We start from the raw sequence: 26,118 nt of genomic DNA, 5'->3' as shown, positions 1-26,118 counted from the left end.
GGTTTCCCCATGACTTCGAACTCCTCCACCGGCCGTCAGCGCATCCTTTCCGGGATGCAGCCTTCAGCTGATTCGCTTCACCTGGGCAACTACCTTGGCGCCCTCGTGAACTGGGTGCGGCTCCAGGAAGAGTACGACGCCTACTTCTTCATCCCCGACCTGCACGCCATCACGGTGCCGCAGGACCCCGAGGACCTGCGCAAGCGCACGCGGGTGACGGCGGCGCAGTATATTGCCGGCGGCGTCGACGTGAATAAGGCCACCCTGTTCGTGCAGTCGCAGGTCCCCGAACACGCACAGCTGGCCTGGGTGCTGAACTGCCTGACGGGTTTCGGCGAAGCCTCCCGGATGACGCAGTTCAAGGACAAGCAACAGCGTTTCGGATCCGACGCGGCCAGCGTGGGACTGTTCACCTACCCCGTTCTGCAGGTGGCGGACATCCTGCTCTACCAGCCGCACGGTGTGCCGGTGGGAGAGGACCAGCGCCAGCATGTGGAGCTGAGCCGTGACCTGGCCAAGCGCTTCAACTCGCGGTTCGGTGAGACCTTCGTGGTCCCCGAGGTCTTCATCCAGAAGGCAGCCGCCAAAATCTACGATCTGCAGAATCCAGGCGCAAAGATGTCCAAGTCCGCGGCTTCGCCTGCGGGCCTGATTAACCTGCTGGACGAGGATAAGGTCATCGCCAAGCGGATCAAGTCCGCAGTGACCGACGACGGCAGCGAGATCCGCTTCGACCGGGACGCGAAGCCGGGCATCTCCAACCTGCTGTCCATCTACTCCCTGATCAGCGGACGCAGCGTGGAGACACTGGAAAAGGAGTACGAAGGCAAGATGTACGGACACCTGAAAGTGGACCTCGCAGAGGTAGTGACGGAGCACGTCCGGCCCATCCGCGAACGCGCCCTGTACCTGCTGGATGATCCGGCTGAGCTGGACCGCCTGCTGGCAGTCGGGGCGGGGAAGGCCCGGGAGATGGCGTCGGTTACCCTCGCGGATGTGTACAACAAGGTCGGCTTCCTGCCGCTGGGCAGCACGACGGCGTAACCCATGAAGATCTCCGAATCCTTCGACCACGCCCCGGCCGCCGAGCGCGATGGACACCCCGTTGAGTGCGCCTCGCGTTGCGTGGGTATTGTCATTGCGGTTCCGGAGCCGATGGCAAGTGAACTGCGGGCTGCGCGGGCGTCCTTCGGGGACCCGATGGCTGCCGTGATCCCCGCCCACATCACGTTGGTCACCACCACCGAGACCACCGACTGGGACGCCACCCTGCGTCACGTCCGCGAGGTGGCTACCTGCCAGGAGCCGTTCCGCGTAACGCTGCAGGGGACCTCCTCCTTCCGGCCGGTGTCCCCGGTGGTGTACCTGAACGTGGATGAGGGTTTTGACGAGTGCATCGCCTTGCATAAAGAGTTCCAGAGCGGTCCGCTGGCCCGAAACCTGGCGTTCCCCTTCCACCCGCACGTAACGGTGGCCCACGATGTCAGCGAGCAAAGCATGGATGAAGCAGTCCAGCGGCTGGATGGCTATTCCGCCAGCTTCACCGTGGACTGCGTGGGACTGTACGAGCACGACGCCACGGGGCTGTGGAAGCTGCACGAACACCTGCAGCTCGGCGGGGGCAAAGAAGTCTCCCGGTAGCCCCTAGGACTCGTCCAGGCCGAGGTAGATACCGGCCCAGGCGGCGATGATGGCCGCCGCACGGCTGGTCTGTGCCCGTTCCACCATCAAATGGTCGCTGCCCTCCAGCGAGATGAAATTGCGGGGGTGGCGCGCGGTCGAGAAAATCTCGCTGGCGTTGTCGATCCCGACCGTGTTGTCCGTGGGGGAGTGCATCACCAGCAGCGGCAGATGCAGTTCGCGGATACTGTCCGTGAGTTCGTGTTTGCGCAGGTCCTCGACCAGGTGCCGGCGGATTTCCAGCTCCCCGCCGCCCAGGTCCACGGACGCCGAGCCCTGCTCCACGATCTCGTCCAGCTCCTCCTCGAACATGTGGACCACGTGGTCGGGCCGGAAGGGCGCCGCAATGGTCGCCACCGCCTTCAGCCCGGGGATCTGCCCGGCCGCCGCCAGGACGGCCGCTCCGCCCAGCGAATGGCCAATCAGCAGGGAAACAGGACGGCCGGAGGCCGCCATGAACTCCGCCGCGCTGCGGACGTCCGCAACCTTGGTGCTGAAACTGCCGTCCTCCCAGTTGCCGGTGGACCCGCCCAGGCCGGCGGCGTCGTAACGCAGCACGCCAATACCGCGTCCGGCCAGTGCCTTGGAGATGCGGGAAGCGGCAGCACTGTTCTTCCCGAGGGTAAACCCGTGGCAGAAGACCGCCCAGGCGCGGGCACCGCCGTCGGGCACATCCAGCGTGCCGGCAAGGGTGGTCCCGTTCACGCCGGGGAAGGAGACTTTTTCAAATGTTGGCTTGGACTGGGAAAGCATTCTTCCAACTTTACATAGGGACGCAAAAGGCGCCCGTCGGCGGGGAAACCGCCGGCGGGCGCCTTGGGCGCAGGACCGGTTAGAGCGAGCGGGCCAGGATGGCCTGCTTGACCTCTGAAATGGCCTTGGTGACCTGGATGCCGCGGGGGCAGGCTTCCGAGCAGTTGAAGGTGGTGCGGCAGCGCCACACGCCTTCCTTGTCGTTCAGGATCTCCAGGCGCATGTCACCGGCGTCATCGCGGGAATCGAAGATGAAGCGGTGCGCGTTGACAATCGCGGCCGGTCCGAAGTACTGGCCGTCGGTCCAGAAGACCGGGCAGGACGAGGTGCACGCGGCGCACAGGATGCACTTGGTGGTGTCGTCGAAACGCTCGCGGTCCTCGGCGGACTGCAGGCGTTCCTTGGTCGGTTCGTGACCCTTGGTGACCAGGAACGGCATGATCTCGCGGTAGGACTGGAAGAACGGCTCCATGTCCACGATCAGGTCCTTCTCCACCGGCAGGCCCTTGATGGGCTCAACGAGGATGGGCTTGGACGTGTCCAGGTCCTTCAGCAGGGTCTTGCAGGCCAGGCGGTTGCGGCCGTTGATGCGCATGGCATCGGAGCCGCATACGCCATGGGCGCAGGAGCGGCGGAACGAAACCGAACCGTCGTGCTCCCACTTGACCTTGTGCAGGGCGTCCAGCACGCGGTCAGTCCCGTACATGGTCAGCTTCCACTCGTCCCAGTAGGCTTCGTCGGAAACCTCGGGGTTGTAGCGGCGGACCTTCAGGGTGATCTCGAAGGAGGGGATTTCTCCGCCGATCGACTCGGGGAGCTCCACCTTGGAGGCCGGCTCGGCGATTTCCGTTGTCATTAGTACTTCCTCACCATCGGCTCGTAGCGCGTGAAAATGACCGGTTTGGTGTCCAGCCGGATGCCGGCGGTGTGCTCGGCATTTTCGGCTTCGTCAACCTTGTAGGCCATTGAATGCTTCATGAAGTTCTCGTCGTCGCGCTCCGGGAAGTCCTCGCGGAAGTGTCCGCCGCGGGATTCGGTGCGGTGCAGGGCGGCTACGCTCATGACCTTTGCCAGTTCCAGGAGGAAGCCCAGCTCCACGGCCTCAAGGAGGTCGAGGTTGAAGCGCTTGCCCTTGTCCTGGACGCTGATCTTCTGGTACCGCTCCTCGAAGGAAGCGATGTCCGTCAGCACCTTTTCAATGGTGTCAGCGGTGCGGAACACCTGCATGTTCATGTCCATGGTGTTCTGCAGGTCCCGGCGGATTTCTGAAACGCGCTCGGTGCCTTCGGAGTTGCGAACGTGGTCCAGCAGGGCCACCGTGTCGGCCTCCGGGTTTTCCGGCAGGTCAACGAAGTCCGCGGTCTGGGCGTATTCAGCGGCGTAGATGCCCGCACGCTTGCCGAAGACGTTGATGTCCAGCAGGGAGTTGGTTCCGAGGCGGTTGGAGCCGTGCACGGACACGCAGGCCACCTCGCCGGCGGCGTACAGGCCGGGGATTACGGTGTCGTTGTCCTGGAGGACCTCGCCCTTGATGTTGGTGGGGATGCCACCCATCACGTAGTGGGCCGTGGGGAAGACGGGAACCGGCTCCGTGTACGGCTCCACGCCAAGATAGGTGCGGGCAAACTCGGTGATGTCCGGAAGCTTGGCATCAATGTGCGCCGGTTCCAGGTGGGTCAGGTCCAGCAGGACGTAGTCCTTGTTCGGACCGCAGCCGCGGCCCTCGCGCACCTCGTTGGCCATGGAACGGGCGACAATGTCACGCGGCGCCAGGTCCTTGATGGTGGGGGCGTAGCGCTCCATGAAGCGCTCACCCTCGGAGTTGCGCAGGATGGCACCCTCGCCGCGGGCTGCTTCGGAAAGCAGGATGCCCAGCCCGGCCAGGCCGGTCGGGTGGAACTGGATGAACTCCATGTCCTCCAGGGGGATGCCGCGGCGGAACGCGATGCCCATGCCGTCACCGGTCAGGGTGTGGGCGTTGGAGGTGGTCTTGAAGACCTTGCCGGCTCCGCCGGAGGCGAAGACCACGGACTTGGCCTGGAAGATGTGCAGCTCGCCGGTAGCCAGGTCATAGGAGATGACGCCGGAAACGCGCTTCTGGCCGTCCGGCTCCGTCACCATGATCAGGTCCAGCACGTAGTACTCGTTGTAGAACTCAACGTTGTGCTTGACGCAGTTTTGGTACAGCGTCTGCAGGATCATGTGGCCGGTGCGGTCTGCCGCGTAGCAGGCACGGCGGACCGGGGCCTTGCCGTGGTCGCGGGTGTGTCCGCCGAAGCGCCGCTGGTCAATGCGTCCTTCGGGCGTCCGGTTGAAGGGGAGGCCCATCTTCTCCAGGTCCAGCACGGCGTCGATGGCTTCCTTCGCCATCACCTCGGCTGCATCCTGGTCCACCAGGTAGTCACCGCCCTTGACGGTGTCGAAGGTGTGCCACTCCCAGTTGTCTTCCTCGACATTGGCCAGTGCCGCGCACATGCCGCCCTGCGCCGCGCCTGTGTGGGAGCGGGTGGGGTACAGCTTGGTCAGTACCGCCGTCCGTGCGCGCTGACCGGATTCAATGGCGGCACGCATACCGGCGCCGCCGGCGCCGACAATGACGACGTCGTACTTGTGGACCTGCATACCAGATGCTCTTTCTGTTGAAACTGCTAAAAACTCTTGGACTGCCGCGGTATTGCCGTTAGACGGAGCAGTGCTCCGCCAGGATCTCAGCCGTGGCGCCGTCGAGGCAGGGATCGAAGGTGAAGATCACCAGGGTGCCCAGCAGGATGATGACGAAGGTCGCCACGTACAGCACGCCCTTGAGCCACATCCGCGTGGCCTTCTTGTCCGCGTAGTCGTTGATGATGGTGCGGACGCCGTTGGAGCCGTGCAGCATTGCCAGCCACAGCATGACCAGATCCCAGACCTGCCACAGGGGGCTGGCCCACTTGCCGGCCACAAAACCGAAGTCAACGGCGTGGATGCCGTCGCCGGCCACCAGGTTCATGAACAGGTGGGTGAAAATCAGCACCACCAGCAGGACGCCGGATACACGCATAAACAGCCAGGCGAACATTTCAAAGTTGCCGCGGCTGGAACCGTTCCGGGTGTACCGGGGGGCGATGCGTCCCGAGCGGGGTGCTTCGAGGGCGTGGGCTTCGTTGGTTGAAGTAGTCATTGGTGCTAACCCCCGAAGACGTTGGGAATGTGGCGAATGGAGAAGCCGATGAGCGTCACGGCCCAAAGAGCGACTACGGCCCACAGCATCTGACGCTGGTACTTGGGCCCCTTCTTCCAGAAGTCGATCAGGACAACGCGTACACCGTTGAAGGCGTGGAACACGATGGCGGCGACGAGCCCAAGCTCACCGAGGCCCATTATCGGGTTCTTGTAGGCACCGATCACCAAGTCGTAGGCCTCGGGCGAAACTCGCACCAATGAGGTATCCAGAACATGGACCAAAAGGAAGAAGAAGATCACCACGCCAGTGATGCGGTGGGCTACCCACGACCATTGGCCCTCGCGGCCACGGTAGAGAGTGCCTGCTGGTAACTTCGACACTGAATTTTCCTCCCTGCATCGCAGCGGCGTTAGCGCGTCTTCCACGCAGTGATGACGCCGGTGCGACAGCGCTATAAGCTCTACCATAATCTAGGCGTGCGTGACCGGCGTTTCAATTTAGGATGCCCTTTGGTGTGACCCTTATTACATTGCCCGGCGGCATTAAGAGGTGTACGCAATAGGGCCCAAACCGTGCCGCTTCCGGGACGTGCGGCGTCCGCTCCGCTAATCTGGGCAGTGATGAGTAAGCAAAAGGCACCCGCCACCTCCGAGTCCGCCGTCCTTGACCGTTTCTACGGGGTCATCCCGGCCGGCGGCGTGGGAACGCGGCTGTGGCCCCTGTCCCGGGCTGCTGCGCCGAAGTTCCTCCACGACCTCACCGGTTCCGGGTCCACCCTGATCCGTGCCACCTATGACCGCCTGCGTCCGCTCAGCGGGGACCGGGTCATGGTCGTCACCGGTGCCCTGCACCGGCAGGCCGTGCGGCAGCAGCTGCCGGAAATTGCCAATAAGAACCTCGTGCTCGAACTCGAGCCCAAGGATTCCGCCGCAGCCATCGGCCTGGCAGCGGCCATCCTCTATAAGCGGGACCCGCAGATCATCATGGGCTCCTTTGCCGCCGACCAGGTGATTGCCCCCGTCGACATTTTCCAGGAAGCCGTCCGGGAAGCCGTGCACACGGCCGCACAGGGATACATTGTCACCATCGGCATCCAGCCCACCCATCCCTCCACCGGGTTCGGCTACATCCGCGCAGGCGAGCCGCTTAAGGTGGCCGGGGCGCCCAGCGCCGCCTCAGTGGTGGAATTCGTGGAAAAGCCCTCCGCCGACGTCGCGCAGACCTATCTGGACAGCGGCAGCTACAGCTGGAATGCGGGGATGTTCGTAGCCCCGGTGGACCTGATGCTCAAGCACCTTGAAGCCAACGAGCCGGTCCTCTACACGGGACTGATGGAAATTGCCGAGGCGTGGGACACCACCCGGCGCCGGGAAGTGGTGCGCCGGATCTGGCCCACCCTGCCCAAGATCGCCATCGACTACGCCGTGGCCGAACCGGCCGCCGCGGCCGGGGATGTCGCCATGATTCCCGGCGCCTTCAGCTGGGATGACGTGGGGGACTTCGCGGCCATCGGCCGGCTTAATCCCGCCGAGGAAAACAGCGATCTCACGGTGATGGGCGAGGGGGCCCGCGTCTACTCTGAGAACGCCTCCGGCATTGTGGTTTCGGATACCAAGCGGGTGATCGCGCTGATCGGCATCGAGGACGTGGTCATTGTGGACACCCCCGATGCCCTGCTGGTCACCACCAAGGAGCACGCCCAGGAAGTCAAGAAGGCCGTGGAGCACCTGAAGGCCAGCGGCGACACCGACGTCCTGTAGGGCCTTTCCGTTCCGGTAAGCGGGCGGCGTCCAGGCGGCCCGGCAAGACCTGGTCATGTGACGACGTTTACGGGCGTGCACATTCCGGTTTTGGGCCCGGAATTGGCTAACCTAGAGGTTGTGCAGACTATCCCACTGAGCAATTCACCAGTCCCCTCCATACGGGGAAGCGTGGCTCCGCTCCTGGGCGAGTTGATCGAGTTCCGGCGGGACCTCCACTCCCATCCCGAGCTGTCCCACAAAGAGTTCCGGACCACGGACCGGATAGTGGAAGCCCTCGAAAACGCAGGGCTGGCAGCAAAGCGGCTCGAAGGCACCGGCGTCGTGGTGGACATCGGTGACGGACCCCTCCGCCTCGCCCTGCGAGCCGACATAGACGCCCTGCCGGTCCTGGAGGAAACGGGGCTGCCGTATTCCTCACTGAACACCGGCATTGCCCACGCCTGCGGCCACGACATCCACACCACTGTCATGCTCGGAGCTGCCCGGGTGCTCGCGAAGTTCGACGCCGCGGGAGAGCTGGGCGGCAGGGTGCGCGTCATCTTCCAGCCGGCAGAGGAAGTGATGCCCGGCGGCGCGCTCTCCGTGATCGAGCAGGGCGTCCTCGACGGCGTGCCCCGCGTCCTGGCCCTGCACTGCGACCCCCGGGTCGACGTTGGCCAGGTGGGCACGCGGATCGGTGCCATCACCTCCGCGTCCGACACCATCCGGATTGAACTCAGCGGGCGGGGCGGGCACACCTCCCGTCCGCACCTGACCGAGGACCTGGTCTTTGCGCTGGCAGAGATTGCCGTGAGCGTTCCCGCCGTGTTGTCCCGCCGCATTGACGTGCGCAGCGGGGTGTCGGTGGTGTGGGGCCAGATGCACGCCGGGTCCGCCCCCAACGCCATCCCCGGCCACGGTTTCATGGCCGGCACCATGCGGTGCCTGGACGCCGAGGCCTGGTATGCCGCCGGTGAACTGCTGGACAAGGTGGTACGGGAGGTCGCGGCACCGTACGGGGTGGACGTGGCCCTGGAGCATACCCGCGGCGTGCCTCCGGTCATCAACGCCGACGCCGAGATCAGCCTGATCGAGGCAGCCGCCCGCACCGAACTGGGGGAGGACGCCGTGGTCCTGGCACCCCAGTCCATGGGCGGGGAGGACTTCGCCTGGATGACCCAGGCGGTGCCCGGCGCGCTGATGCGGCTGGGAACCCGCGCCCCGGGCGGGGAAACCTTCGACCTGCACCGCGGAGACTACAACCCCGATGAACGCGCCGTCAGCTGCGGGGTCAGCGTGATGGCCGCCGCTGCGCTGAGGGCAGCGCGCGGTCTGCGGCACTAGCCGCTGCGCCGGCATGAGCGCCGGCACCGGCACATGAGTACGCCCGGCCGGGAGGACAATATCAGTCCTTCCCGTGCCGGGCGCCGTCATTTGATAACAACATGTAAACAATCTGCCGCCAGCGCCCGAATTGCGCTGAGTGTCGTCTGGGACACATTATGGTTGTCTTGCTGCGGTCCAACGATGGACGGAGCGCTGCACCACACCGGGCACCGGTGCGTTCCTTCCCCGCCGGGGGCCGGGAGAAGCGCCGGCTGCCTTCTTGAGGGTGATACCCATTTCTTTCTGGAGGAACATTGAAGAATTTCCCGCGCAGCTTTAAGCGCAACGCAGGCGTCAGTGCCGCCATGCTCGGCGTTTCGGCGCTTCTGCTCTCCGGCTGCGGCGCGGCCCCCGAAGAAGAAGGCGGTTCCGCCGACGGGGCTACCGATTTCCTGGGCTGCATGGTTTCCGACTCCGGCGGATTCGATGACAACTCGTTCAACGAGTCCACCTACAACGGCATCATGAAGGCCAAGGAAGACCTGGACATCGAGGTCAAGACCGCCGAGTCCCAGTCCGAGACCGACTTCACCCCGAACCTGGACAGCATGATCCAGGCCAACTGCGACATCACGGTTACCGTGGGCTTCCTGCTCGCTGATGCCACCAAGGAAGCAGCTGCCGCCAACCCGGACAGCCACTTCGCCATTGTCGATGACCAGTCCATCGAGGCTGACAACGTCAAGCCGATCATCTACGACACGGCCCAGGCCGCGTTCCTGGCCGGCTACGTTGCCGCAGGCACCTCCCAGACCGGAAAGGTCGCCACGTACGGCGGCCTGGACATCCCCACCGTGACCATCTTCATGGAGGGCTTCGAGCAGGGCGTGGAGTACTACAACGAGCAGAACGGCAAGGACGTCCAGCTTCTCGGCATGGATTCCTTCACGGGCGGCTTCGACGACGTCTCCGCGGGCAAGACCACCACGCAGAACTTCCTGAACGAAGGCGCCGACGTCATCATGCCCGTCGCCGGTCCGGTTGGCGCCGGCACCATTGACGCCGTCGTGGCAGCCAACGCCGCCGGCAAGGACGCCAAGGTTGTATGGGTTGACTCCGATGGCTACGAGTCCGTCACCACGGGCAAGGAAGTTATCCTCACCTCCGTGATGAAGCTGATGGGCGAGGCCGTGGAAGACGTCGTGAACAGCGACGTCAAGGGCGAGTTCGACAACAGCCCGTACGTGGGCACCCTCGAAAACGGCGGTGTCGCACTGGCTCCGTTCCACGATCAGGAAGCCAGCGTTCCGGACGACGTCAAGAAGGCCGTCGAAGACATCCAGGCCAAGATCATCTCCGGCGAAATCAAGGTCGAGTCCGCTTCGAGCCCGAAGTAACAACGCGACCGGTATTACCAGCATTCGGGCCGTTGTCCGGATACTGGAAGCTCCGAATGCACCAAAACGACCGCCGTCTTCCCGGCAGAATTGCATTGCCGGGAAGACGGCGTTTGTGCTGTTTTCGGTAGTGTTCCCCTTTATTTACCCAAAAACAGATTGGTTGGGGTTTTGAAACTCGAACTCAAGGGCATCACCAAGCGTTTCGGCGCGCTGGTCGCCAATGACCACATTGATTTGGTGGTCGAACCGGGGCAGGTCCACAGCCTGCTCGGCGAAAACGGTGCGGGCAAGTCAACACTGATGAACGTGCTGTACGGCCTGTACGAGCCCACCGAGGGTGAAATCCTGGTGGACGGCCGCCCCGTCACCTTCAACGGTCCCGGTGACGCCATGGCCGCGGGCATCGGGATGGTGCACCAGCACTTTATGCTGGTGCCCGTCTTCACCGTGGCGGAAAACGTGGCCCTCGGCGACGAAAAGACCACGTTCGCCGGCATGCTGAACCTTGAACAGACCCGGCGCCGCATCCGTGAAATCTCCAACCAGTACGGGTTCGACGTTGATCCCGATGCCGTGGTGGAGGACCTGCCCGTAGGTGTGCAGCAGCGGGTGGAAATCATCAAGGCACTGATCCGCGAGGCCCGGGTCCTGATCCTGGATGAACCGACGGCGGTACTGACGCCGCGTGAAACGGACGAACTGCTCGGCATCATGCGCCAGCTGACCGAAGACGGAAAGTCTGTCGTCTTTATTTCGCACAAGCTTCGCGAAGTGAAGGCAGTATCCGACGTCATTACGGTGATCCGCCGCGGCAAGGTGGTCGGCTCCGCCGAACCCACCGCTTCCACCACCGAACTGGCGTCCTTGATGGTCGGCCGGTCCGTGAGCCTGAACCTGAACAAGGAAGCGGCCAAGCCCGGCGAGGAAACCTTTGTGGTGGACAACCTTACGGTTGCTTCCGCCAGCGGACCCGCGGTACTGGACTCGGTCAGCTTCGGCATCCGGCGGGGCGAGATCCTTGCCTTGGCCGGCGTCCAGGGCAACGGCCAGACCGAACTGACCGAAGCGATCATGGGTCTGCAGGAACACGTCTCGGGTTCCATCCGCCTCAACGGTGAGGAACTGGTGGGACGCAAAACCCGCGACATCATCAGCGCCGGCGTCGGGTTTGTGCCCGAAGACCGCAACGTGGACGGCTTGGTGGGAACCTTCTCCGTGGCCGAGAACCTGATCCTGAACCGTTACGATTCGGAGCCCTTTGCACGCGGGCTGTCCCTGCGTCCGGCCGTGATCGAGCAGAACGCGGCCGAAAAGATCACCGAGTTCGACATCCGCACGCAGTCTGCGGATGCGGCAGCCGGTACGCTTTCGGGCGGCAACCAGCAGAAGGTCGTGATGGCGCGGGAACTGTCCCGCCCGCTGCAGCTTTTCATCGCCTCCCAGCCGACCCGCGGCGTGGATGTGGGATCCATCGAGTTCCTGCACCGCCGTATCATTTCCGAGCGCGACGTCGGCACACCGGTGCTGATCGTGTCCACCGAACTAGATGAAGTCCTTGAACTGGCGGACCGGATTGCCGTGCTCTACGGCGGACGGCTGATGGGCATTGTCCCCGCCAACACCTCGCGTGACGTGCTGGGCCTGATGATGGCCGGCATGGACGCGGAAGAAGCAACAGCGCACCACACAGATTCCAAGGGAGGGGCCCAGTGAGCCCGGAGGATTCCACCACGCAGGACCCGCCGGGAGGCAGCAGCACAGACGCTGCCGTGTCCGCCCGGCTCGAAGCGGCGGCGGACACACCCGCCACGGCGGCAACACCACCCACCGTCCCGGCGAAGTCCCCGCGGGGCGACGACGGCGCAGCGCAGCAGTCGACCCTGCGGCGGGTGCTGTCCTCCCATGCCGTGGTCTCGGTTCTGTCCGTGCTGCTGGCACTGGTGGTGGGCGGCATCCTGATTGCCGCCACCGATGAGGAAGTGGGCGCCGCGGCGTCGTACTTCTTCTCCCGGCCCACGGACCTGCTTGCGGCGGCCTGGTCGGCTGCCTCGGGCGCCTATGTTGCCCTGTTCCAGGGCTCGGTCCTGAACTTCGAGGCAGAAACAACAGCCCGGTTCTTCTACCCGCTCACCCAGACCCTCACCGTGGCAACACCGCTGATCCTGGCCGGACTCGGCGTCGCCGTCGCTTTCCGGACGGGCCTGTTCAACATCGGTGCGCAGGGTCAGATCCTCATCGGCGCGGCCATGGCCGCCTGGGTGGGGTTCACCTTCCACCTGCCCGTTGGCCTGCACCTGCTGCTGGTCATTGTGGCCGGTATGCTCGGCGGGGCCATCTGGGCCGGTATCGCCGGTGCACTGAAGGCCAAAACCGGCGCACACGAAGTGATCGTCACCATCATGCTCAACTACGTGGCAATCAACCTGGTGCTGTTCCTGCTCAGCACGCCCGCTTTCCAGCGCCCCGGCTCCTCTAACCCGATCAGCCCCCAGCTGGATAAGAACGCCATGTTCCCGCCGCTGCTGGGTGCCGGGTTCCGCCTGCACTGGGGTTTTGTCCTGGCTGTCCTGGCCACCGTGTTCATCTGGTGGCTGATGAACCGCTCCACGGTGGGCTTTGAGCTCAAGGCTGTGGGCGCCAATCCGTCTGCTGCCCGCAACGCCGGCATCAGCACCACCAAGGGCTACATCATTGTGATGCTCATTGCCGGTGCACTCTCCGGCCTGGCCGGCGTGGCACAGGTTTCCGGCACCGAGAAGGTACTGACCTCCGGCGTCGCCGCCAGCTTCGGCTTTGATGCCATCACCGTTGCCCTGCTGGGCCGCTCCAGCCCCTGGGGAACCTTCGCAGCCGGCGTGCTGTTCGGCGCCTTCCGGGCCGGCGGCGTGAACATGCAGACCAACACCGGAACCAGCATCGACATTGTCCTGGTGGTGCAGTCCCTGATCGTCCTGTTCATTGCGGCCCCGCCGCTGGTACGGTCCCTGTTCCGCATCCCCGCACCCGGAGCGTTCAAGACCTCCGGCAAGCGCATGACCCCCAAAACCGAGTCCGCCGGAGGCGCAGCATGAGTACCGCAACAACGCTCCCGGCCCCCGGGACGGCTGCCGTCGCAACCGTCCGCAGCTGGAAGACCCCCATCATCCTGATTGTCCTGGCGCTGCTGGGACTGGCCGTCTTCGCCCTCGGCGCTCCGTCCACTGACGTGACGTTCCGGCTTTCCGATCCAGGGGAAGCCATCGTGCTCCCCTCGGTGGTGGTTTCCGCGCCCCTGGTGGGCTGGCTTACGGCCGTAGTGATGATCGCCGCCGCTGCATGGGCCTTTATGCTCACCCGCCGCGGAGACCGGGTGCCGGTATGGCTGGTCGCCGTCTTCGGCCTGGCTTTCGTCATCGGCTTCCTGACCTGGGTGGTGGGCAGTGCAGACACCCCCAACGTTGCCCTGTACGGCCTGCTCGCAGGCTCCTTCGCCCTGTCCATCCCGCTGATCTTCGGTTCGCTCTCCGGCGTGCTGTGCGAACGCTCCGGCGTGGTGAACATTGCCATTGAAGGCCAGTTGCTCTTCGGCGCCTTCGCTGCCGCCGTGGCGGGATCACTCTCCGGCAGTGCCTTCGTGGGGCTCTTCGCCGCTGCCGTGGCCGGTGCCCTGGTATCGCTGGTGCTGGCAGTGTTCAGCATCAAGTACCTGGTCAACCAGGTCATTGTGGGCGTGGTGCTCAACGTGCTCGTTTCGGGCCTCACGGGCTTCCTGTTCTCCACGCTGCTGTCCTCGGACGCGGCCAAGTGGAACAGCCCGCCGTCGCTGCCGCCCATCCGGATCCCGCTGCTGGCGGATATTCCGATCATCGGGCCGATCCTGTTCAACCAGTCGATCGTCGGCTACCTCATGTACATCGCCCTGGCCGCTGTCTACTTCGGTCTGTTCCACTCCAAGTGGGGCCTGCGGACCCGGGCCGTCGGGGAGCACCCCAAGGCGGCTGACACCCTGGGTGTCAACGTGAACCGCACGCGCTTCCTGAACGTGCTGCTGGCCGGAGTGGTCGCCGGCGTCGGTGGCGCCTTCTTCACCCTGGTCTCGGTCTCCGCCTTCAACCGCGATATGACCGGCGGGCAGGGCTACATTGCGCTGGCCGCCCTCATCCTGGGCCGCTGGAACCCGCTCGGCGCCCTGCTGGCCGCCCTGCTGTTCGGCTTCGCCACCAACCTGCAGTACGTCCTGAGCCTGCTGGGGACCTCGGTTCCCAACCAGTTCCTGGCCATGCTGCCCTACGTGGTGACGATCTTCGCCGTGGCCGGTGTGGTGGGCAAGTCCCGGGCACCCGCGGCCAGCGGCGTGCCGTACGTCAAGGAATAAGAAACAAAAGAGGCGGGCGGTCTGCGGGCCGCCCGCCACTAGCTAGGACCTGTTATGACCACTGAAGAACCCCTGGGCACGGACGTGAACTGGGATGCGCTGCTGGATGCCGCCCGTGCGGCGCTGGCCCATGCCTACGTGCCCTACTCCCAATACCCGGTGGGCGCTGCTGCGCTTACCGACGACGGCCGGATTGTTTCCGGCTGCAATGTTGAAAATGCCTCGTACGGGCTGACCCTGTGTGCGGAATGTTCCTTGATCAGCCAGCTGCGCATGACCGGGGGAGGACGCCTTACGGCGTTTGCCTGCGTTGACGGCTCCGGGGCGGTACTGATGCCCTGCGGACGGTGCCGGCAGCTGCTCTATGAATTCCGGGCGCCGGGCATGGCACTGATGACAGTAAGCGGCATCCGCAGCATGGACGAAGTCCTGCCGGATGCTTTTGGACCGCAGCACCTGGGAGGCCAGCATGAACAGTAGCAACTTCGACGCCGTAGATATCATTCGCACCAAACGGGACCGCGGGGTGCTTTCAGCCGAACAGATCGACTGGACCATTGACGCGTACACCCGCGGAGCCATTGCCGATGAGCAGATGGCCGCGCTGAACATGGCGATCCTGCTCAACGGCATGAACCGGGAAGAGATTTTCCGCTGGACCGCGGCCATGATCGCCTCCGGGGAACGGATGGACTTCTCCTCCCTGGGCAAGCCCACCGCCGATAAGCACTCCACCGGCGGCGTGGGGGACAAGATCACCCTTCCGCTGGCGCCGCTGGTTGCCGTGTTCGGCGTGGCCGTTCCGCAGCTCTCCGGCCGCGGCCTGGGCCACACCGGCGGCACGCTGGACAAGCTCGAAGCGATCCCCGGCTGGCAGGCATCGCTGAGCAACGGCGCCCTGATGAACCAGCTGCGCGACGTCGGCGCCGTCATCTGCGCTGCCGGTGCCGGCCTGGCCCCTGCGGACAAGAAGCTCTACTCACTGCGCGATGTCACCGGAACCGTGGAAGCCATTCCGCTGATTGCATCCTCGATCATGAGCAAGAAGATCGCCGAAGGCACCGACTCGCTGGTGCTGGACGTCAAGGTGGGCTCGGGCGCCTTTATGAAGGACGAAGCCATGGCCCGCGAACTGGCCGAGACCATGGTGGCCCTGGGCAAGGACGCCGGGGTCAACACGGTGGCCCTGCTCACCGACATGTCCACGCCGCTGGGCCTCACAGCCGGAAACGCCATTGAGGTTCAGGAGTCCGTGGACGTCCTGGCCGGCGGGGGCCCGGAGGATGTGGTGGAACTGACCATCCGCCTCGCCGAGGAGATGCTCAGTGCCGCCGGAGTGCACGACGCCGATCCCGCCGCCGCACTGCGCGACGGCCGGGCCATGGACGTCTGGCGGAAGATGATCAGCGCCCAGGGCGGGGATCCGGATGCGAAGCTGCCCGTCGCGAAGGAATCCGAGACCGTCTACGCTCCGGCCGACGGCGTGCTGGTGGAACTGGACGCGCTCTCCGTTGGCGTAGCCGCGTGGCGGCTGGGCGCAGGCCGGGCACGAAAGGAAGACGTGGTCCAGGCCGGTGCCGGCGTGGTGATGCACGCCAAGCCCGGTGCTGTGGTCCGTGCCGGCGAGCCGCTGATGACGCTGCTGACCGACACTCCGGAGAAGTTCGACCGGGCTAAGGAAGCGCTGGCGGACGCCGTCGTTATTGCGCCGGAAGGCTCCCGCCCGGCGCGCAAGCTGATCCTGGACCGGATCAGCTAGTTTCCCCGGGCCCTGTGGGGCCCTGTGGGGCCCTCGCGGGGACCTCGCGGGGCCCGGAACGGCGGCAACGAAATTTCCTGCTCGCAGAGCTCGCAGAAAATATTAAAGCCGCCTTCCTCCGGGCCCCGCGTGGGCCCGCCTTCTTCCGGACCCCGCGTGGGCCGGCCTTCCTCCGGACCCCGCGTGGGCCGGCCTTCCTCCGGACCCCGCGTGGGCCGGCCTTCCTCCGGGCCCTCCGGGGCCCGCGTCTCACCAGTTCCAGCCTCTAACAGTGCCCGCGGCGGTTCGCCGCGGGCACTGGTGCGTCCGTGGCATGCTTGTAAGGGACGCCGGACAGTCAACCCAAGGAGCGGCAACTGTTGGAGATTTTTAGTGCCACGGTGGATAACATCAACGCCTTCATCCTCTCCTCTGCGGGGTCGCCATGGGTCTATGTGGGGCTTTTCGCGTGTTGCCTGATCGACGGGTTTTTCCCGCCGGTGCCCAGCGAATCCCTGGTGGTGGCACTGGCCTCGCTGGCCGCCGGCGGTGCCGGGGCGAACATCTGGCTGGTCATCCCGGCAGCGGCGCTGGGCGCTTTCCTGGGGGACAACCTGGCGTACCTGATTGGACGCTGGATCGGCACCGAACGCTTCGGCTGGATGCGCCGGCCCAAAATGCGGAAGTCCTTCGCCTGGGCCCGATACGAGCTGGACAAGCGCTCCGTGTCCCTGATCCTCGTGGCACGCTTCATCCCCGTAGGCCGGGTAGTAGTTAACCTCACTGCCGGCGCCACCGGATTCCCTCGGCGCCGCTTCGTGACGTTGACCGGCATTTCGGGTGTTGTATGGGCCGCCTACAGCGTCGCCATTGGAGCCATCGCGGGTGCATGGTTCGACGAACACCACCTGCTGGGCGTCGTCGTAGGGGTCTGCGGGGCGCTGGTCCTGGGCCTGATTGTGGACCGGCTCATCAGCATGGTCCGAGGCAAGGCCCCGGCTGCCGTCCCTCCCGGCAAGGACGGCTTCTCCGCCGCGGGAGAAGACGAAAAGACGCAGAAGGCCGCCTGAAACCCCGTAGAGTGACCGTGTGACTGAGCCTACAAATCCTCCTGCCAACCCTTCCCGCCTCGACGTCCGCAGCCTGCCGAAGGTGTCGCTGCATGACCACTTGGACGGCGGACTCCGTCCGGCCACCATTGTGGAACTCGCCGCCGCCGTCGGCCACGCACTGCCGGCCACCGACCCCGCCGAGCTGGGCGAATGGTTCCGTGCCGCAGCCGATTCCGGCTCGCTGCCGCGTTACCTGGAAACCTTCGACCACACCATTGCCGTGATGCAGACGCGCGACGGGCTCTCCCGCGTGGCCCGCGAATTCGTCGAGGACCTGGTGGCCGACGGCGTGGTTTACGCCGAAGTGCGGTGGGCGCCGGAACAGCATGTGCAGGGCGGCCTGAGCCTTGACGACGCCGTGGAGGCCGTGCAGGCCGGAATCGACGAGGCCGTCGCCAACGCTGAGCAAGCAGGCAGCTTCATCCAGGTCGGGCAACTGATCACCGCCATGCGGCATGCCGACCGGGCCATGGAAATTGCCGAACTGGCGCTGCGGCACCGCGACTCGGGGGCCGTGGGCTTCGACATTGCCGGTCCCGAGGACGGCTTCGGCCCCTCACGTTTCAAGGACGCATTCACGTTCCTGGCCGAACACCAGTTCCCCATCACCGTGCACGCAGGCGAGGCGGCCGGCATAGAGAGCATTGTGGATGCACTGGTGCACGGCCGCGCCCTGCGGCTGGGCCACGGCGTGCGGATCGCTGAAGACATTGACGTGGAATTCGACACCGACGCCGGTTCCCCCGAAGAGCCCGAGGTTGGCCTGGTCAGCATGGGCCGGGTGGCTTCCTGGGTCCGGGACCGCGGCATTGCCCTGGAAGTATGCCCGTCCTCGAACCTGCAGACAGGTGCGGTGGCTTCCTTCGGCGAGGACATTGAAACCCACCCCATCGACCTGCTGTACCAGACGGGCTTCGCCGTCACGGTCAACACGGACAACCGGCTGATGAGTTCGGTCACGCTGACCGGCGAGTTCGAGCTGCTGATGGAGACATTCGAGTACGACCTGGATGACATCCTGGAACTGACCATGAACGCCGTCAACGCTGCCTTCCTGCCGCTGGATGAACGCGCCGCGCTGTCCGCCTACGTCACCGAGGGTTTCAACCGCGCCCGTGGCTGAACTTCCCCTTCCCGATGACCTCGGCGAGCGGTTCACCCGCCTCGCCGGGGTCATCGCCGCCCTGCGTGAGCGTTGCCCCTGGACCCGGGAACTGACGCACGAGTCGCTGCTGGAATACCTCGTGGAGGAAACCTACGAGCTCATTGAGGCGGTGGAAGGCGGAACCGCAGGTCCCGTCCGGGCCGCCGAACTGCGCGGGGAACTGGGGGATGTGCTGCTGCAGGTGATGCTGCACGCGCGCCTGCAGCAGGAAACCGGCAGCTTCTCCGTGGCCGACGTGGTGGACGGGCTCACCGCCAAGATGATCCGCCGCAACCCGCACGTGTTCGCGGCTGACGGCAGCGTCCTGCCCGACACCGGCGGGCAGCCGTCGCTGGCCGCCATTGAACAGGCCTGGGACGATGTGAAAAAGGCCGAAACCCCGGACCGCAGCTCGGCTTTCGAGGGCATTCCGGCCGGCTTGCCCGCCCTGGTGCTGGCCGCAAAAACCCTCTCGCGGGCCCGCCGTGCGGGACTGCCCCTGCCGCCGTCCGGCACTGGAGAAGGATTCTCCGACGACGCCGCGCTGGGCGACGCGCTGCTCTCACTGGTGCGCCGGGCTTCCGAGCAGGGGCTGGACGCCGAGGCTGCGCTGCGGGCCGCAGTGCGGCGCTACACCACCGCCAGCACCGGCGCTGAAGCCGGCCTCGAAACGGGCGCCGAAACAACTGCTGACGGGGAGATTTCGGGCTGATCCGGGACACTGGTTGGGGCATATTGGCCTGCCGGGCCTTACCCGGGGCCGCGATTCTATTAGGCTAAGAGACAGACACTGCGGCGTGCTGCCCACGCAGCACCGCGGTTTTCTCCCCAATCGTTCCAATGAACAGGAGCAATTCAATGGCCATCATCGATGCCATCCACGCCCGCGAAATCCTCGATTCCCGCGGCAACCCCACCGTTGAGGTGGAGGTGCTGCTCGACGACGACACCTTCGGCCGCGCCGCGGTACCCTCCGGTGCCTCCACGGGTGCCTTCGAAGCCAACGAACGCCGCGACGGTGAGAAGAACCGCTACCAGGGCAAGGGCGTGCTGCAGGCCGTCGAAGCCGTGATCGAGCAGATCCAGCCGGCCCTGCTGGGCTTCGACGCCGCCGACCAGCGTGCCATCGACCAGGCCATGATTGACCTGGACGGCACCGAGAACAAGTCCGGGCTCGGCGCCAACGCCATCCTCGGCGTCTCCCTGGCCGTGGCCCGTGCCGCCGCCGAATCCGCTGCCCTGCCGCTGTACCGCTACCTCGGCGGCCCCAACGCGCACATCCTGCCCGTCCCGCTGATGAACATCCTCAACGGCGGCTCGCACGCCGACTCCGACGTCGACATCCAGGAATTCATGATTGTTCCCCTGGGCGCGCAGACCTACTCCGAGGGCCTGCGCTGGGGCGTGGAGGTCTACCACAACCTCAAGTCCGTGCTGAAGGAAAAGAACCTCTCCACCGGCCTGGGCGACGAAGGCGGCTTTGCGCCGAACCTGCCCTCCAACCGCGCTGCACTGGACCTGATCATCGAAGCGATCCAGCGCGCCGGCTACGTACCGGGCACCGACATCGCCTTGGCACTGGACGTGGCAGCCTCCGAGTTCTTCAAGGACGGCGCTTACCTCTTCGAGGGGCAGAACAAGACCGCGGCCGAGATGTCCGCGTACTACGAGGAACTGGTCCGCGACTACCCGCTGGTCTCCATTGAGGATCCGCTCGACGAGGAAGACTGGGACGGCTGGAAGACCCTGACCGCTTCCATCGGCGACAAGGTGCAGATTGTTGGTGACGACCTCTTCGTCACCAACCCCGCCCGCCTGGAAACCGGCATCAAGAACAACGCGGCAAACTCGCTGCTGGTGAAGGTCAACCAGATCGGTACCCTGACCGAGACCCTGGATGCCATCACCATGGCCCAGCGTGCCGGTTACACCACCATCACCTCGCACCGCTCGGGTGAGACGGAAGACACCACCATCGCCGACATCTGCGTCGCCACCAACGCCGGGCAGATCAAGACCGGCGCTCCGGCCCGCTCCGAGCGTGTGGCCAAGTACAACCAGCTGCTGCGCATCGAAGAAGAGCTCGACGACGCCGCACGCTATGCAGGCCGCAGCGCTTTCCCGCGCTTCAACGGCTAGCAGCTGCGCACCAGCCGCCTGAAGACCCGATTCCGGGCCTGCAGGCGTTGCGTGGACGGCCCGGACACTGCGGGTGGGTACCCTCGAAGGAGGAACCCGCCCGCGGTGGTTTCCGGGCCGGTTTTTTATGCTGGCGCAGGATCCGCAGCATCGACATACTCCAAGGACTCAGAACGCATGTCAACGCGACGCCCCCAGGTGCCCAGGCCCCCGGCCCCCGTCCGGACCGCCGGAGCGAAACCTGCTCCTGCAAAGTCTTCAGCCAAACCTGCCGCCGCGAAGGCTGCCGGCTCGAAACCCGCTGCCGCGAAGGCTGTCGCCTCGAAACCCGCTGCCGCCAAGCCTGCCGCCTCGAAACCCGCCGCCGCCAAGCCCGCCGCCTCGAAACCCGCCGCCAAACCTGCAACGCACCAGCGCAAGCCCTCCGCGTCAGATGCCCGGGCCGCCGCGCGTTCCCAGCTCTCCGGAGCGATCCGCCGTCAGGCCGGGGACGTGCAGAAGGAGAAAAACGCGGCGCCGGTTGCCGCCGACGAAGAGCTGCGGCCGGTCCCGGCCAAGGCCTTCTCCGGCCGGTTGCTGGTGCTGGCCATGGTCATGGTGGCCATCACCGTGCTGCTGGCTCCCTCGGTCCGCACCTATCTGCAGCAGCGTTCAGACATCGCCGCAGCCAGGGCCGAAATTGCCCAGGCCCAGGAAAAGCAGTCGGAACTGGAAGTCCAGCTGGGCCGCTGGGAAGACCCGGCCTACATCAAGCAGCAGGCGAGGAACCGGATTTTCCTGGTGATGCCGGGGGAGAAGCGGTACCTGGTCAAGGGCGAAAACGGCGTGGAGGAAGCTGAAGCGAAAGCGGCCGAGGAGGAGCCTGAAGACCTCCAGTGGGTCGATTCGCTGTGGGACTCGGTCAAGAGATCGGCCACGGCACAGTAATCTGGAGGCTGATAGAACAGCAGCCCGGGGCCCGTCGCGGCCCCCACGGAAGGAACTTCTGAGCATGACGCAGGACCAGCTCGCCCCCACCCAGGAAGACCTGGAAACGCTGAGCAGGCAGCTCGGCCGGCCGGTGCGCGACGTCGTCGAGATCGGTGCCCGCTGCGTCTGCGGCAACCCCCTGGTGGCCACCACCGCGCCGCGGCTGAGCAACGGCATTCCCTTCCCCACCACGTACTACCTCACGCACCCGGTGATCACCGCCGCCGTCTCCCGGCTCGAAGCTGCGGGCCTGATGACGGACATGACCCGCCGGCTCGAAGACGATCCCGAGCTTGCACAGCGCTACCGCCGCGCGCACGAGCACTACCTGCAGGTGCGCAACGAAATCGGCGAACGCACGGGCACCGGACCGGTGCCGGAAATCGACGGGGTTTCCGCCGGCGGGATGCCCACCCGGGTCAAGTGCCTGCACGTGCTGGTGGGGCACTCCCTGGCCGCCGGGCCCGGCGTGAACCCGCTGGGCGATGAGGCGCTGGCCGCCATTTCCGAATGGTGGACAGCTGACCGGTGCTACTGCGAAGGTGCTTGGGACACTGCAGGAGCGGCTCCGGCCCGGGACCTGAGCCGTCACACCAAGACGCAGGGCCTGAGCCCGGAAGAGCTGGAAAGCAAAAAAGCGGCCCGCCGGCTGGGCGGCGGGGCAGCGGAAGAAGCCGCAACGAACGAGGGAGAACTGTGAGCGACCAGAACACCACCGGGAGTGTGCGGGTTGCCGCCGTTGACTGCGGCACCAATTCCATCCGCCTGCTGATCGCGGACATCACCCGGGACGCCGACGGCGCGGCCCGGCTTACCGACGTCGTGCGCCTGATGCGTGTGAACCGTCTGGGACAGGGGGTGGACGCCACCGGCCGGCTGGCCCCCGAAGCGCTGGAACGCACGTTCGCCGCGGCAGACGAATACGCCGCACTCATCCGCGAGCACGGTGCTGCCCGGATCCGTTTTGTAGCCACCTCAGCCAGCCGCGACGCTGAAAACCGGCAGGAATTCGTGGACGGCATCCGGGAGCGGCTCGGCGTGGAACCGGAAGTCATCAGCGGCGACGAGGAAGCCGAGCTCTCCTACACCGGTGCCGCCAGCGTTTTTGCCGGCAGCAACGGCGCCAAGACACTCGTGGTGGACCTGGGCGGCGGCAGCACCGAGTTTGTGCTCGGCGACAGCACCGGTGTCCTGGCGGCCAAGAGCACCAACATGGGCTGCGTGCGGTTCACCGAACGCTACCTGCTTTCCGACCCGCCTACTGAAGCGGAAATCGCCGGTGCGCGGGCCGAGATCCTGGACATGATCGCTTCCGCGCAGGCAACCGTCCCGCTGGCCGAAACCGACCGGCTGGTGGGTGTGGCCGGGACCATCACCACCGTCACCGCCGCAGCGCTGGACCTGGCGGAGTACGCGCCCGAAGCCATCCACGGCACAGAGCTCAGCAGGGAAGAAATCGACCGCACGGCGGATGCGCTGCTGCACCGGGACCGCGCCGCACGTACCGGCCTTCCGTACATGCACCCCGGCCGGGTCGACGTCATCGGGGCCGGTGCCCTGATCTGGCGCACCATTGTGGACCGCGTTGAAGAACTGACGGACGGCCGGGTATCTTCGGCGTTCGCCAGCGAACACGACATCCTTGACGGCATCGCCCTGAGCGTCGCCGGGTGAGCGCCGCAGCTGGGGCCACCGGCCGACGCAAAGCCGCCCGCCTTCGGACCGCGGCCGCCGTGCTCGTGGCCGCCGTGGCGCTCCCGCTCCTGGCCGCCCCCGCCGCACAGGCCGATGAGTGGCGGGACAAGCAGTACTGGCTTAACGACTACGGCATCACCGAGGCCTGGAAGACCACCAAGGGCGCCGGCGTCAAGGTAGCCGTCATCGACACGGGCGTGGACGCCAGCCATCCGGACCTTGCCGGAGCCGTTGCAGGCGGAACCGATGTTTCCGGAGCCGGCGACCCCAAGGGCGCCAAGGGCCTGGGCACCACGCCCGAGCACGGCACCCTGGTGGCGACGCTGCTGGCGGGGCGGGGACACGAGAAGCCAGGCGAAGCCAAAGAGGGCGAAAAGAAGGAACGCACCGAAGGCATCATCGGCGTGGCACCGGAAGCCGAGCTCCTTGCGGTTTCCGCTTGGATCGGAGGCACCAATCCCGGCGGCGTCCCCATCGACACGCAAATCCCCAACGCTGTCCGCTGGGCCGTAGACAACGGTGCCAAGGTGATCAACATGTCCCTGGGCAGTACCTCAACTGCCTGGCCGGAAAGCTGGGACAACGCGTTCCTGTATGCCGAACAGCACGACGTCGTAGTGGTTGCGGCTGCCGGTAACCGCGGTGTGGGCATGGTCCAGGTGGGGGCTCCGGCCACCATCCCCGGTGTCCTGACCGTTGCCGGCCTGAACCGGCAGGGCGAGGCCAGTTGGGATTCCTCCTCCGAAGGCATCAGCATCGGCGTGGCCGCTCCGGCCGAGAAACTGATCGGCGGGCTGCCCGAAGGCACTGCGCGGTATGCCGACTGGGAGGGCACCTCCGGAGCGGCTCCGCTGGTTGCCGGTGTTGCGGCACTGATCCGGTCCGCCCATCCCGAGATGAGCGCGGCCGACGTCGTAAACCGGATTGTCAGGACTGCCCGGGACGCAGGAGCGCCGGGCACCGACACCATCTACGGCTACGGCATCCTGGACGCCAACGCCGCGCTGAATGCCGAAGTACCCTCGGTTTCCGTCAACCCCCTGGGCACCATCGCTGAATGGATCCGGGTCCACCGCCGGGTGGCGGACGTGTCGCCGGGCACCGCAGACATTCCTGCCCCCACCGTGCCGGACCTGCCTGAACCGACTGTTCCGGCCGCGGCCGCACCTCCGGCCGAAAACAGTTCACTGCCCGCCGCCGTAGTGCTGGGATTCAGCGGGCTGCTGCTCGCGGTGCTCCTCGCCGGAACCGTACACGTTGCCATTGTCCGGCGCCGGCAAGCACGTTCCGAAGCGGGCGAAGCCACCGAATCCGGTTCCCTTGATGAAGTTGGTGTGAGCTAGCGAAAAACCCGATGTGCCGTTTGTCAAATAGTTCGTGAAGACTTTCACAAACTCGGGTAGGATTGGCGTATGGCATCGAACAAGCAGTTTTCTGATCGTCCCCGCGTTCTGGTGGTCGGCGGTGGTTACGTCGGTCTGTACGTAGCCAAAGACCTCCAGAAGAAGGTCAAGGCCCAGGGCGGCATTGTTACGGTAGTGGATCCGCTTCCGTACATGACGTACCAGCCGTTCCTTCCCGAAGTCGCCGCCGGCACCATTGAGGCCCGCGACGCCGTTGTATCCCACCGCATGCACCTGAAGAGCACCGAGCTGATCACCGGCAAGGTCACTTCCATCAACCATGCTGCCCGCACCGCCACGGTAGAGCCCGGCGACGGCAGTGAACCGTTTGAGCTGCCCTACCAGGACGTTGTCCTGGCCGCAGGCTCCATTACCCGCACCTTCCCGATCCCGGGCCTCGCGCAGGCCGGCATCGGCATGAAGAGCATCGAAGAAGCCGTCGGTACCCGCAACCACGTGCTGGAGCGCATTGAAACCGCCTCCCTGATGCCCGTCGGCCCGGAGCGCACACGCGCCCTGACCTTTGTCGTCGTCGGCGGCGGCTTTGCCGGTATCGAAACCCTGACCGAGATCGAAGACATGGCCCGCGACGCGGTCCGCCTCAACGACCGGCTCCGCCGCGAAGACCTCCGTTTCGTCATGATCGAGGCCATGGGCCGCGTTATGCCCGAGGTCAAGCCGGACCAGGCCGAGTGGGTTGTATCCAGCATGCGTGAGCGCGGCATCGAGGTGCTGCTGAACACCTCCCTGGCTTCCGCCGAGGACGGCGTCCTGAAGCTCATCAACATGGCTGACAAGTCCCCGGCCGGCGAATTCGGTACGGACACCCTGATCTGGACCGCCGGTGTGCAGGCCAACCCGATGGTGCGCGCCACCGACTTCCCGATCGACGAGCGCGGCCGTATCCGCGCCAACGCCGAACTGCGCATCACCGGTGACAACGGACCCATCGACGGCGCCTGGGCTGCCGGCGACGTCTCCGCCGTCCCCGATCTCTCCGGCGGCGGTGTTGGCGGCTTCTGCGTCCCGAACGCACAGCACGCCGTCCGCCAGGCCAAGCTGCTGGCCAAGAACATCATGGCCGCCCGTTACGGCGTCGGCAGCGTCGAGGAATACAACCACAAGAGCCTGGGTGCCGTTGCCGGCCTTGGCCAGTACAAGGGCGTTGCCAACATCATGGGCTTCGGCATGAAGGGCTTCCCGGCCTGGCTGGCCCACCGCGGCTACCACGGCCTGGCCATGCCGATGTTCGAGCGCAAGTTCCGTGTGGTCTCGGGCTGGCTGCTGAACGTGGCCTACGGCCGCGATGTGACCGACCTGCGCAACCTCAAGCACCCGCGCCGGAGCTTCGAGGAAGCAGCAACTCCGGCCAAGAAGCCGGCAGTGAAGGCCTAGCTTTCCGCGTCACTTCATAAACCGCAGCGGCGGGCCCCCCCCCGGGGGGGCCCCCCGGGCGGGGTTTACCGCCCCCCGCGCGGGGCAGGTAGCGTGGGGGGGGAA

The 26,118-nt window shown here is 65.7% G+C and carries 24 protein-coding genes; 19 read left to right on the top strand and 5 right to left on the bottom strand.

Annotated features, from left to right (window positions below):
• Window positions 1–9 precede the first annotated feature (9 nt).
• Together trpS and LOC57_RS10975 are read left to right on the top strand one after the other, a co-directional pair.
• Window positions 10–1,044, top strand: a complete 1,035-nt coding sequence (trpS, locus tag LOC57_RS10980; protein WP_227914229.1) for a tryptophan--tRNA ligase — start codon at window positions 10–12, stop codon at window positions 1,042–1,044.
• Between the two features lie 3 nt (window positions 1,045–1,047).
• Window positions 1,048–1,641: a 2'-5' RNA ligase family protein gene (locus LOC57_RS10975; protein ID WP_331460659.1), complete on the top strand. Its 594-nt coding sequence runs from the start codon at window positions 1,048–1,050 to the stop codon at window positions 1,639–1,641.
• 3 nt (window positions 1,642–1,644) lie between these two features.
• Here LOC57_RS10975 and LOC57_RS10970 read toward each other — a convergent pair whose 3' ends face one another.
• The 5 genes from LOC57_RS10970 to sdhC form a co-directional block, all read right to left on the bottom strand.
• The gene (locus tag LOC57_RS10970) at window positions 1,645–2,433 is read right to left on the bottom strand and encodes an alpha/beta hydrolase (RefSeq protein WP_227914228.1); all 789 of its coding nucleotides are present in this window, start codon (window positions 2,431–2,433) and stop codon (window positions 1,645–1,647) included.
• 79 nt (window positions 2,434–2,512) lie between these two features.
• Window positions 2,513–3,289, bottom strand: coding sequence for a succinate dehydrogenase iron-sulfur subunit (locus LOC57_RS10965; RefSeq protein ID WP_227914227.1), 777 nt, complete (start codon window positions 3,287–3,289; stop codon window positions 2,513–2,515).
• A complete protein-coding gene (sdhA, locus tag LOC57_RS10960) occupies window positions 3,289–5,055 on the bottom strand; it encodes a succinate dehydrogenase flavoprotein subunit (protein WP_227914226.1) in 1,767 nt (588 codons plus the stop codon). The genes LOC57_RS10965 and sdhA overlap by 1 nt, the downstream gene beginning before the upstream one ends.
• Window positions 5,056–5,113: 58 nt before the next feature.
• Window positions 5,114–5,593 (bottom strand): succinate dehydrogenase hydrophobic membrane anchor subunit, encoded by a 480-nt coding sequence (locus tag LOC57_RS10955; protein WP_227914225.1) that lies wholly within the window; start codon window positions 5,591–5,593, stop codon window positions 5,114–5,116.
• A 5-nt stretch (window positions 5,594–5,598) separates the two neighbouring features.
• A complete protein-coding gene (gene sdhC, locus LOC57_RS10950) occupies window positions 5,599–5,976 on the bottom strand; it encodes a succinate dehydrogenase, cytochrome b556 subunit (RefSeq protein WP_227914224.1) in 378 nt (125 codons plus the stop codon).
• Window positions 5,977–6,216: 240 nt separating this feature from the next.
• On the opposite strand from sdhC, the gene LOC57_RS10945 reads away from it, so the two are divergent.
• The 17 genes from LOC57_RS10945 (at window position 6,217) to LOC57_RS10865 (ending at window position 26,013) form a co-directional block, all read left to right on the top strand.
• Window positions 6,217–7,356, top strand: coding sequence for a mannose-1-phosphate guanylyltransferase (locus LOC57_RS10945; protein WP_229959693.1), 1,140 nt, complete (start codon window positions 6,217–6,219; stop codon window positions 7,354–7,356).
• 171 nt (window positions 7,357–7,527) lie between these two features.
• Entirely contained in the window at window positions 7,528–8,682 is a 1,155-nt protein-coding gene (locus LOC57_RS10940) for an amidohydrolase (RefSeq protein ID WP_227914222.1), read from the top strand.
• A 296-nt stretch (window positions 8,683–8,978) separates the two neighbouring features.
• Window positions 8,979–10,061, top strand: coding sequence for a BMP family lipoprotein (locus LOC57_RS10935; protein WP_442860198.1), 1,083 nt, complete (start codon window positions 8,979–8,981; stop codon window positions 10,059–10,061).
• Between the two features lie 171 nt (window positions 10,062–10,232).
• On the top strand, window positions 10,233–11,777 hold the full coding sequence (locus LOC57_RS10930; RefSeq protein WP_227926923.1) for an ABC transporter ATP-binding protein: 1,545 nt from the start codon (window positions 10,233–10,235) through the stop codon (window positions 11,775–11,777).
• Window positions 11,774–13,135 (top strand): ABC transporter permease, encoded by a 1,362-nt coding sequence (locus tag LOC57_RS10925; RefSeq protein ID WP_442860197.1) that lies wholly within the window; start codon window positions 11,774–11,776, stop codon window positions 13,133–13,135. The genes LOC57_RS10930 and LOC57_RS10925 overlap by 4 nt, the downstream gene beginning before the upstream one ends.
• On the top strand, window positions 13,132–14,418 hold the full coding sequence (locus LOC57_RS10920) for an ABC transporter permease (protein ID WP_227914220.1): 1,287 nt from the start codon (window positions 13,132–13,134) through the stop codon (window positions 14,416–14,418). Before LOC57_RS10925 ends, LOC57_RS10920 begins: the two co-directional genes overlap by 4 nt.
• A 54-nt stretch (window positions 14,419–14,472) precedes the next feature.
• The gene (locus LOC57_RS10915) at window positions 14,473–14,898 is read left to right on the top strand and encodes a cytidine deaminase (protein WP_227926924.1); all 426 of its coding nucleotides are present in this window, start codon (window positions 14,473–14,475) and stop codon (window positions 14,896–14,898) included.
• Window positions 14,888–16,177, top strand: a complete 1,290-nt coding sequence (locus LOC57_RS10910; RefSeq protein ID WP_229959691.1) for a thymidine phosphorylase — start codon at window positions 14,888–14,890, stop codon at window positions 16,175–16,177. The genes LOC57_RS10915 and LOC57_RS10910 overlap by 11 nt, the downstream gene beginning before the upstream one ends.
• Before the next feature lie 380 nt (window positions 16,178–16,557).
• Window positions 16,558–17,226: a DedA family protein gene (locus LOC57_RS10905; RefSeq protein WP_229960058.1), complete on the top strand. Its 669-nt coding sequence runs from the start codon at window positions 16,558–16,560 to the stop codon at window positions 17,224–17,226.
• Between the two features lie 19 nt (window positions 17,227–17,245).
• Window positions 17,246–18,391, top strand: a complete 1,146-nt coding sequence (locus LOC57_RS10900) for an adenosine deaminase (RefSeq protein ID WP_227914217.1) — start codon at window positions 17,246–17,248, stop codon at window positions 18,389–18,391.
• Window positions 18,384–19,124, top strand: coding sequence for a MazG family protein (locus tag LOC57_RS10895; protein WP_227914216.1), 741 nt, complete (start codon window positions 18,384–18,386; stop codon window positions 19,122–19,124). The genes LOC57_RS10900 and LOC57_RS10895 overlap by 8 nt, the downstream gene beginning before the upstream one ends.
• A gap of 146 nt (window positions 19,125–19,270) precedes the next feature.
• Entirely contained in the window at window positions 19,271–20,551 is a 1,281-nt protein-coding gene (gene eno / locus LOC57_RS10890) for a phosphopyruvate hydratase (RefSeq protein ID WP_227926928.1), read from the top strand.
• 177 nt (window positions 20,552–20,728) lie between these two features.
• A complete protein-coding gene (locus LOC57_RS10885; RefSeq protein ID WP_229959688.1) occupies window positions 20,729–21,478 on the top strand; it encodes an FtsB family cell division protein in 750 nt (249 codons plus the stop codon).
• Window positions 21,479–21,542: 64 nt separating this feature from the next.
• A complete protein-coding gene (locus LOC57_RS10880) occupies window positions 21,543–22,220 on the top strand; it encodes a DUF501 domain-containing protein (RefSeq protein ID WP_227914214.1) in 678 nt (225 codons plus the stop codon).
• Window positions 22,217–23,194 carry a Ppx/GppA phosphatase family protein gene (locus LOC57_RS10875; RefSeq protein WP_227914213.1) on the top strand — a complete coding sequence of 326 codons (978 nt, stop codon included), beginning with the start codon at window positions 22,217–22,219 and terminating at the stop codon, window positions 23,192–23,194. Before LOC57_RS10880 ends, LOC57_RS10875 begins: the two co-directional genes overlap by 4 nt.
• Window positions 23,191–24,558 carry a S8 family serine peptidase gene (locus tag LOC57_RS10870; RefSeq protein WP_229959686.1) on the top strand — a complete coding sequence of 456 codons (1,368 nt, stop codon included), beginning with the start codon at window positions 23,191–23,193 and terminating at the stop codon, window positions 24,556–24,558. The genes LOC57_RS10875 and LOC57_RS10870 overlap by 4 nt, the downstream gene beginning before the upstream one ends.
• 69 nt (window positions 24,559–24,627) lie before the next feature.
• A complete protein-coding gene (locus LOC57_RS10865) occupies window positions 24,628–26,013 on the top strand; it encodes an NAD(P)/FAD-dependent oxidoreductase (RefSeq protein WP_229959684.1) in 1,386 nt (461 codons plus the stop codon).
• Window positions 26,014–26,118 lie beyond the last annotated feature (105 nt).

It is taken from the genome of Arthrobacter sp. zg-Y750 (assembly GCF_020907365.1).
Taxonomy (GTDB): domain Bacteria; phylum Actinomycetota; class Actinomycetes; order Actinomycetales; family Micrococcaceae; genus Arthrobacter_B.
The sequence above is the reverse complement of the archived record's forward strand: the minus strand, read 5'-3'. Positions and strand labels throughout refer to the sequence as shown.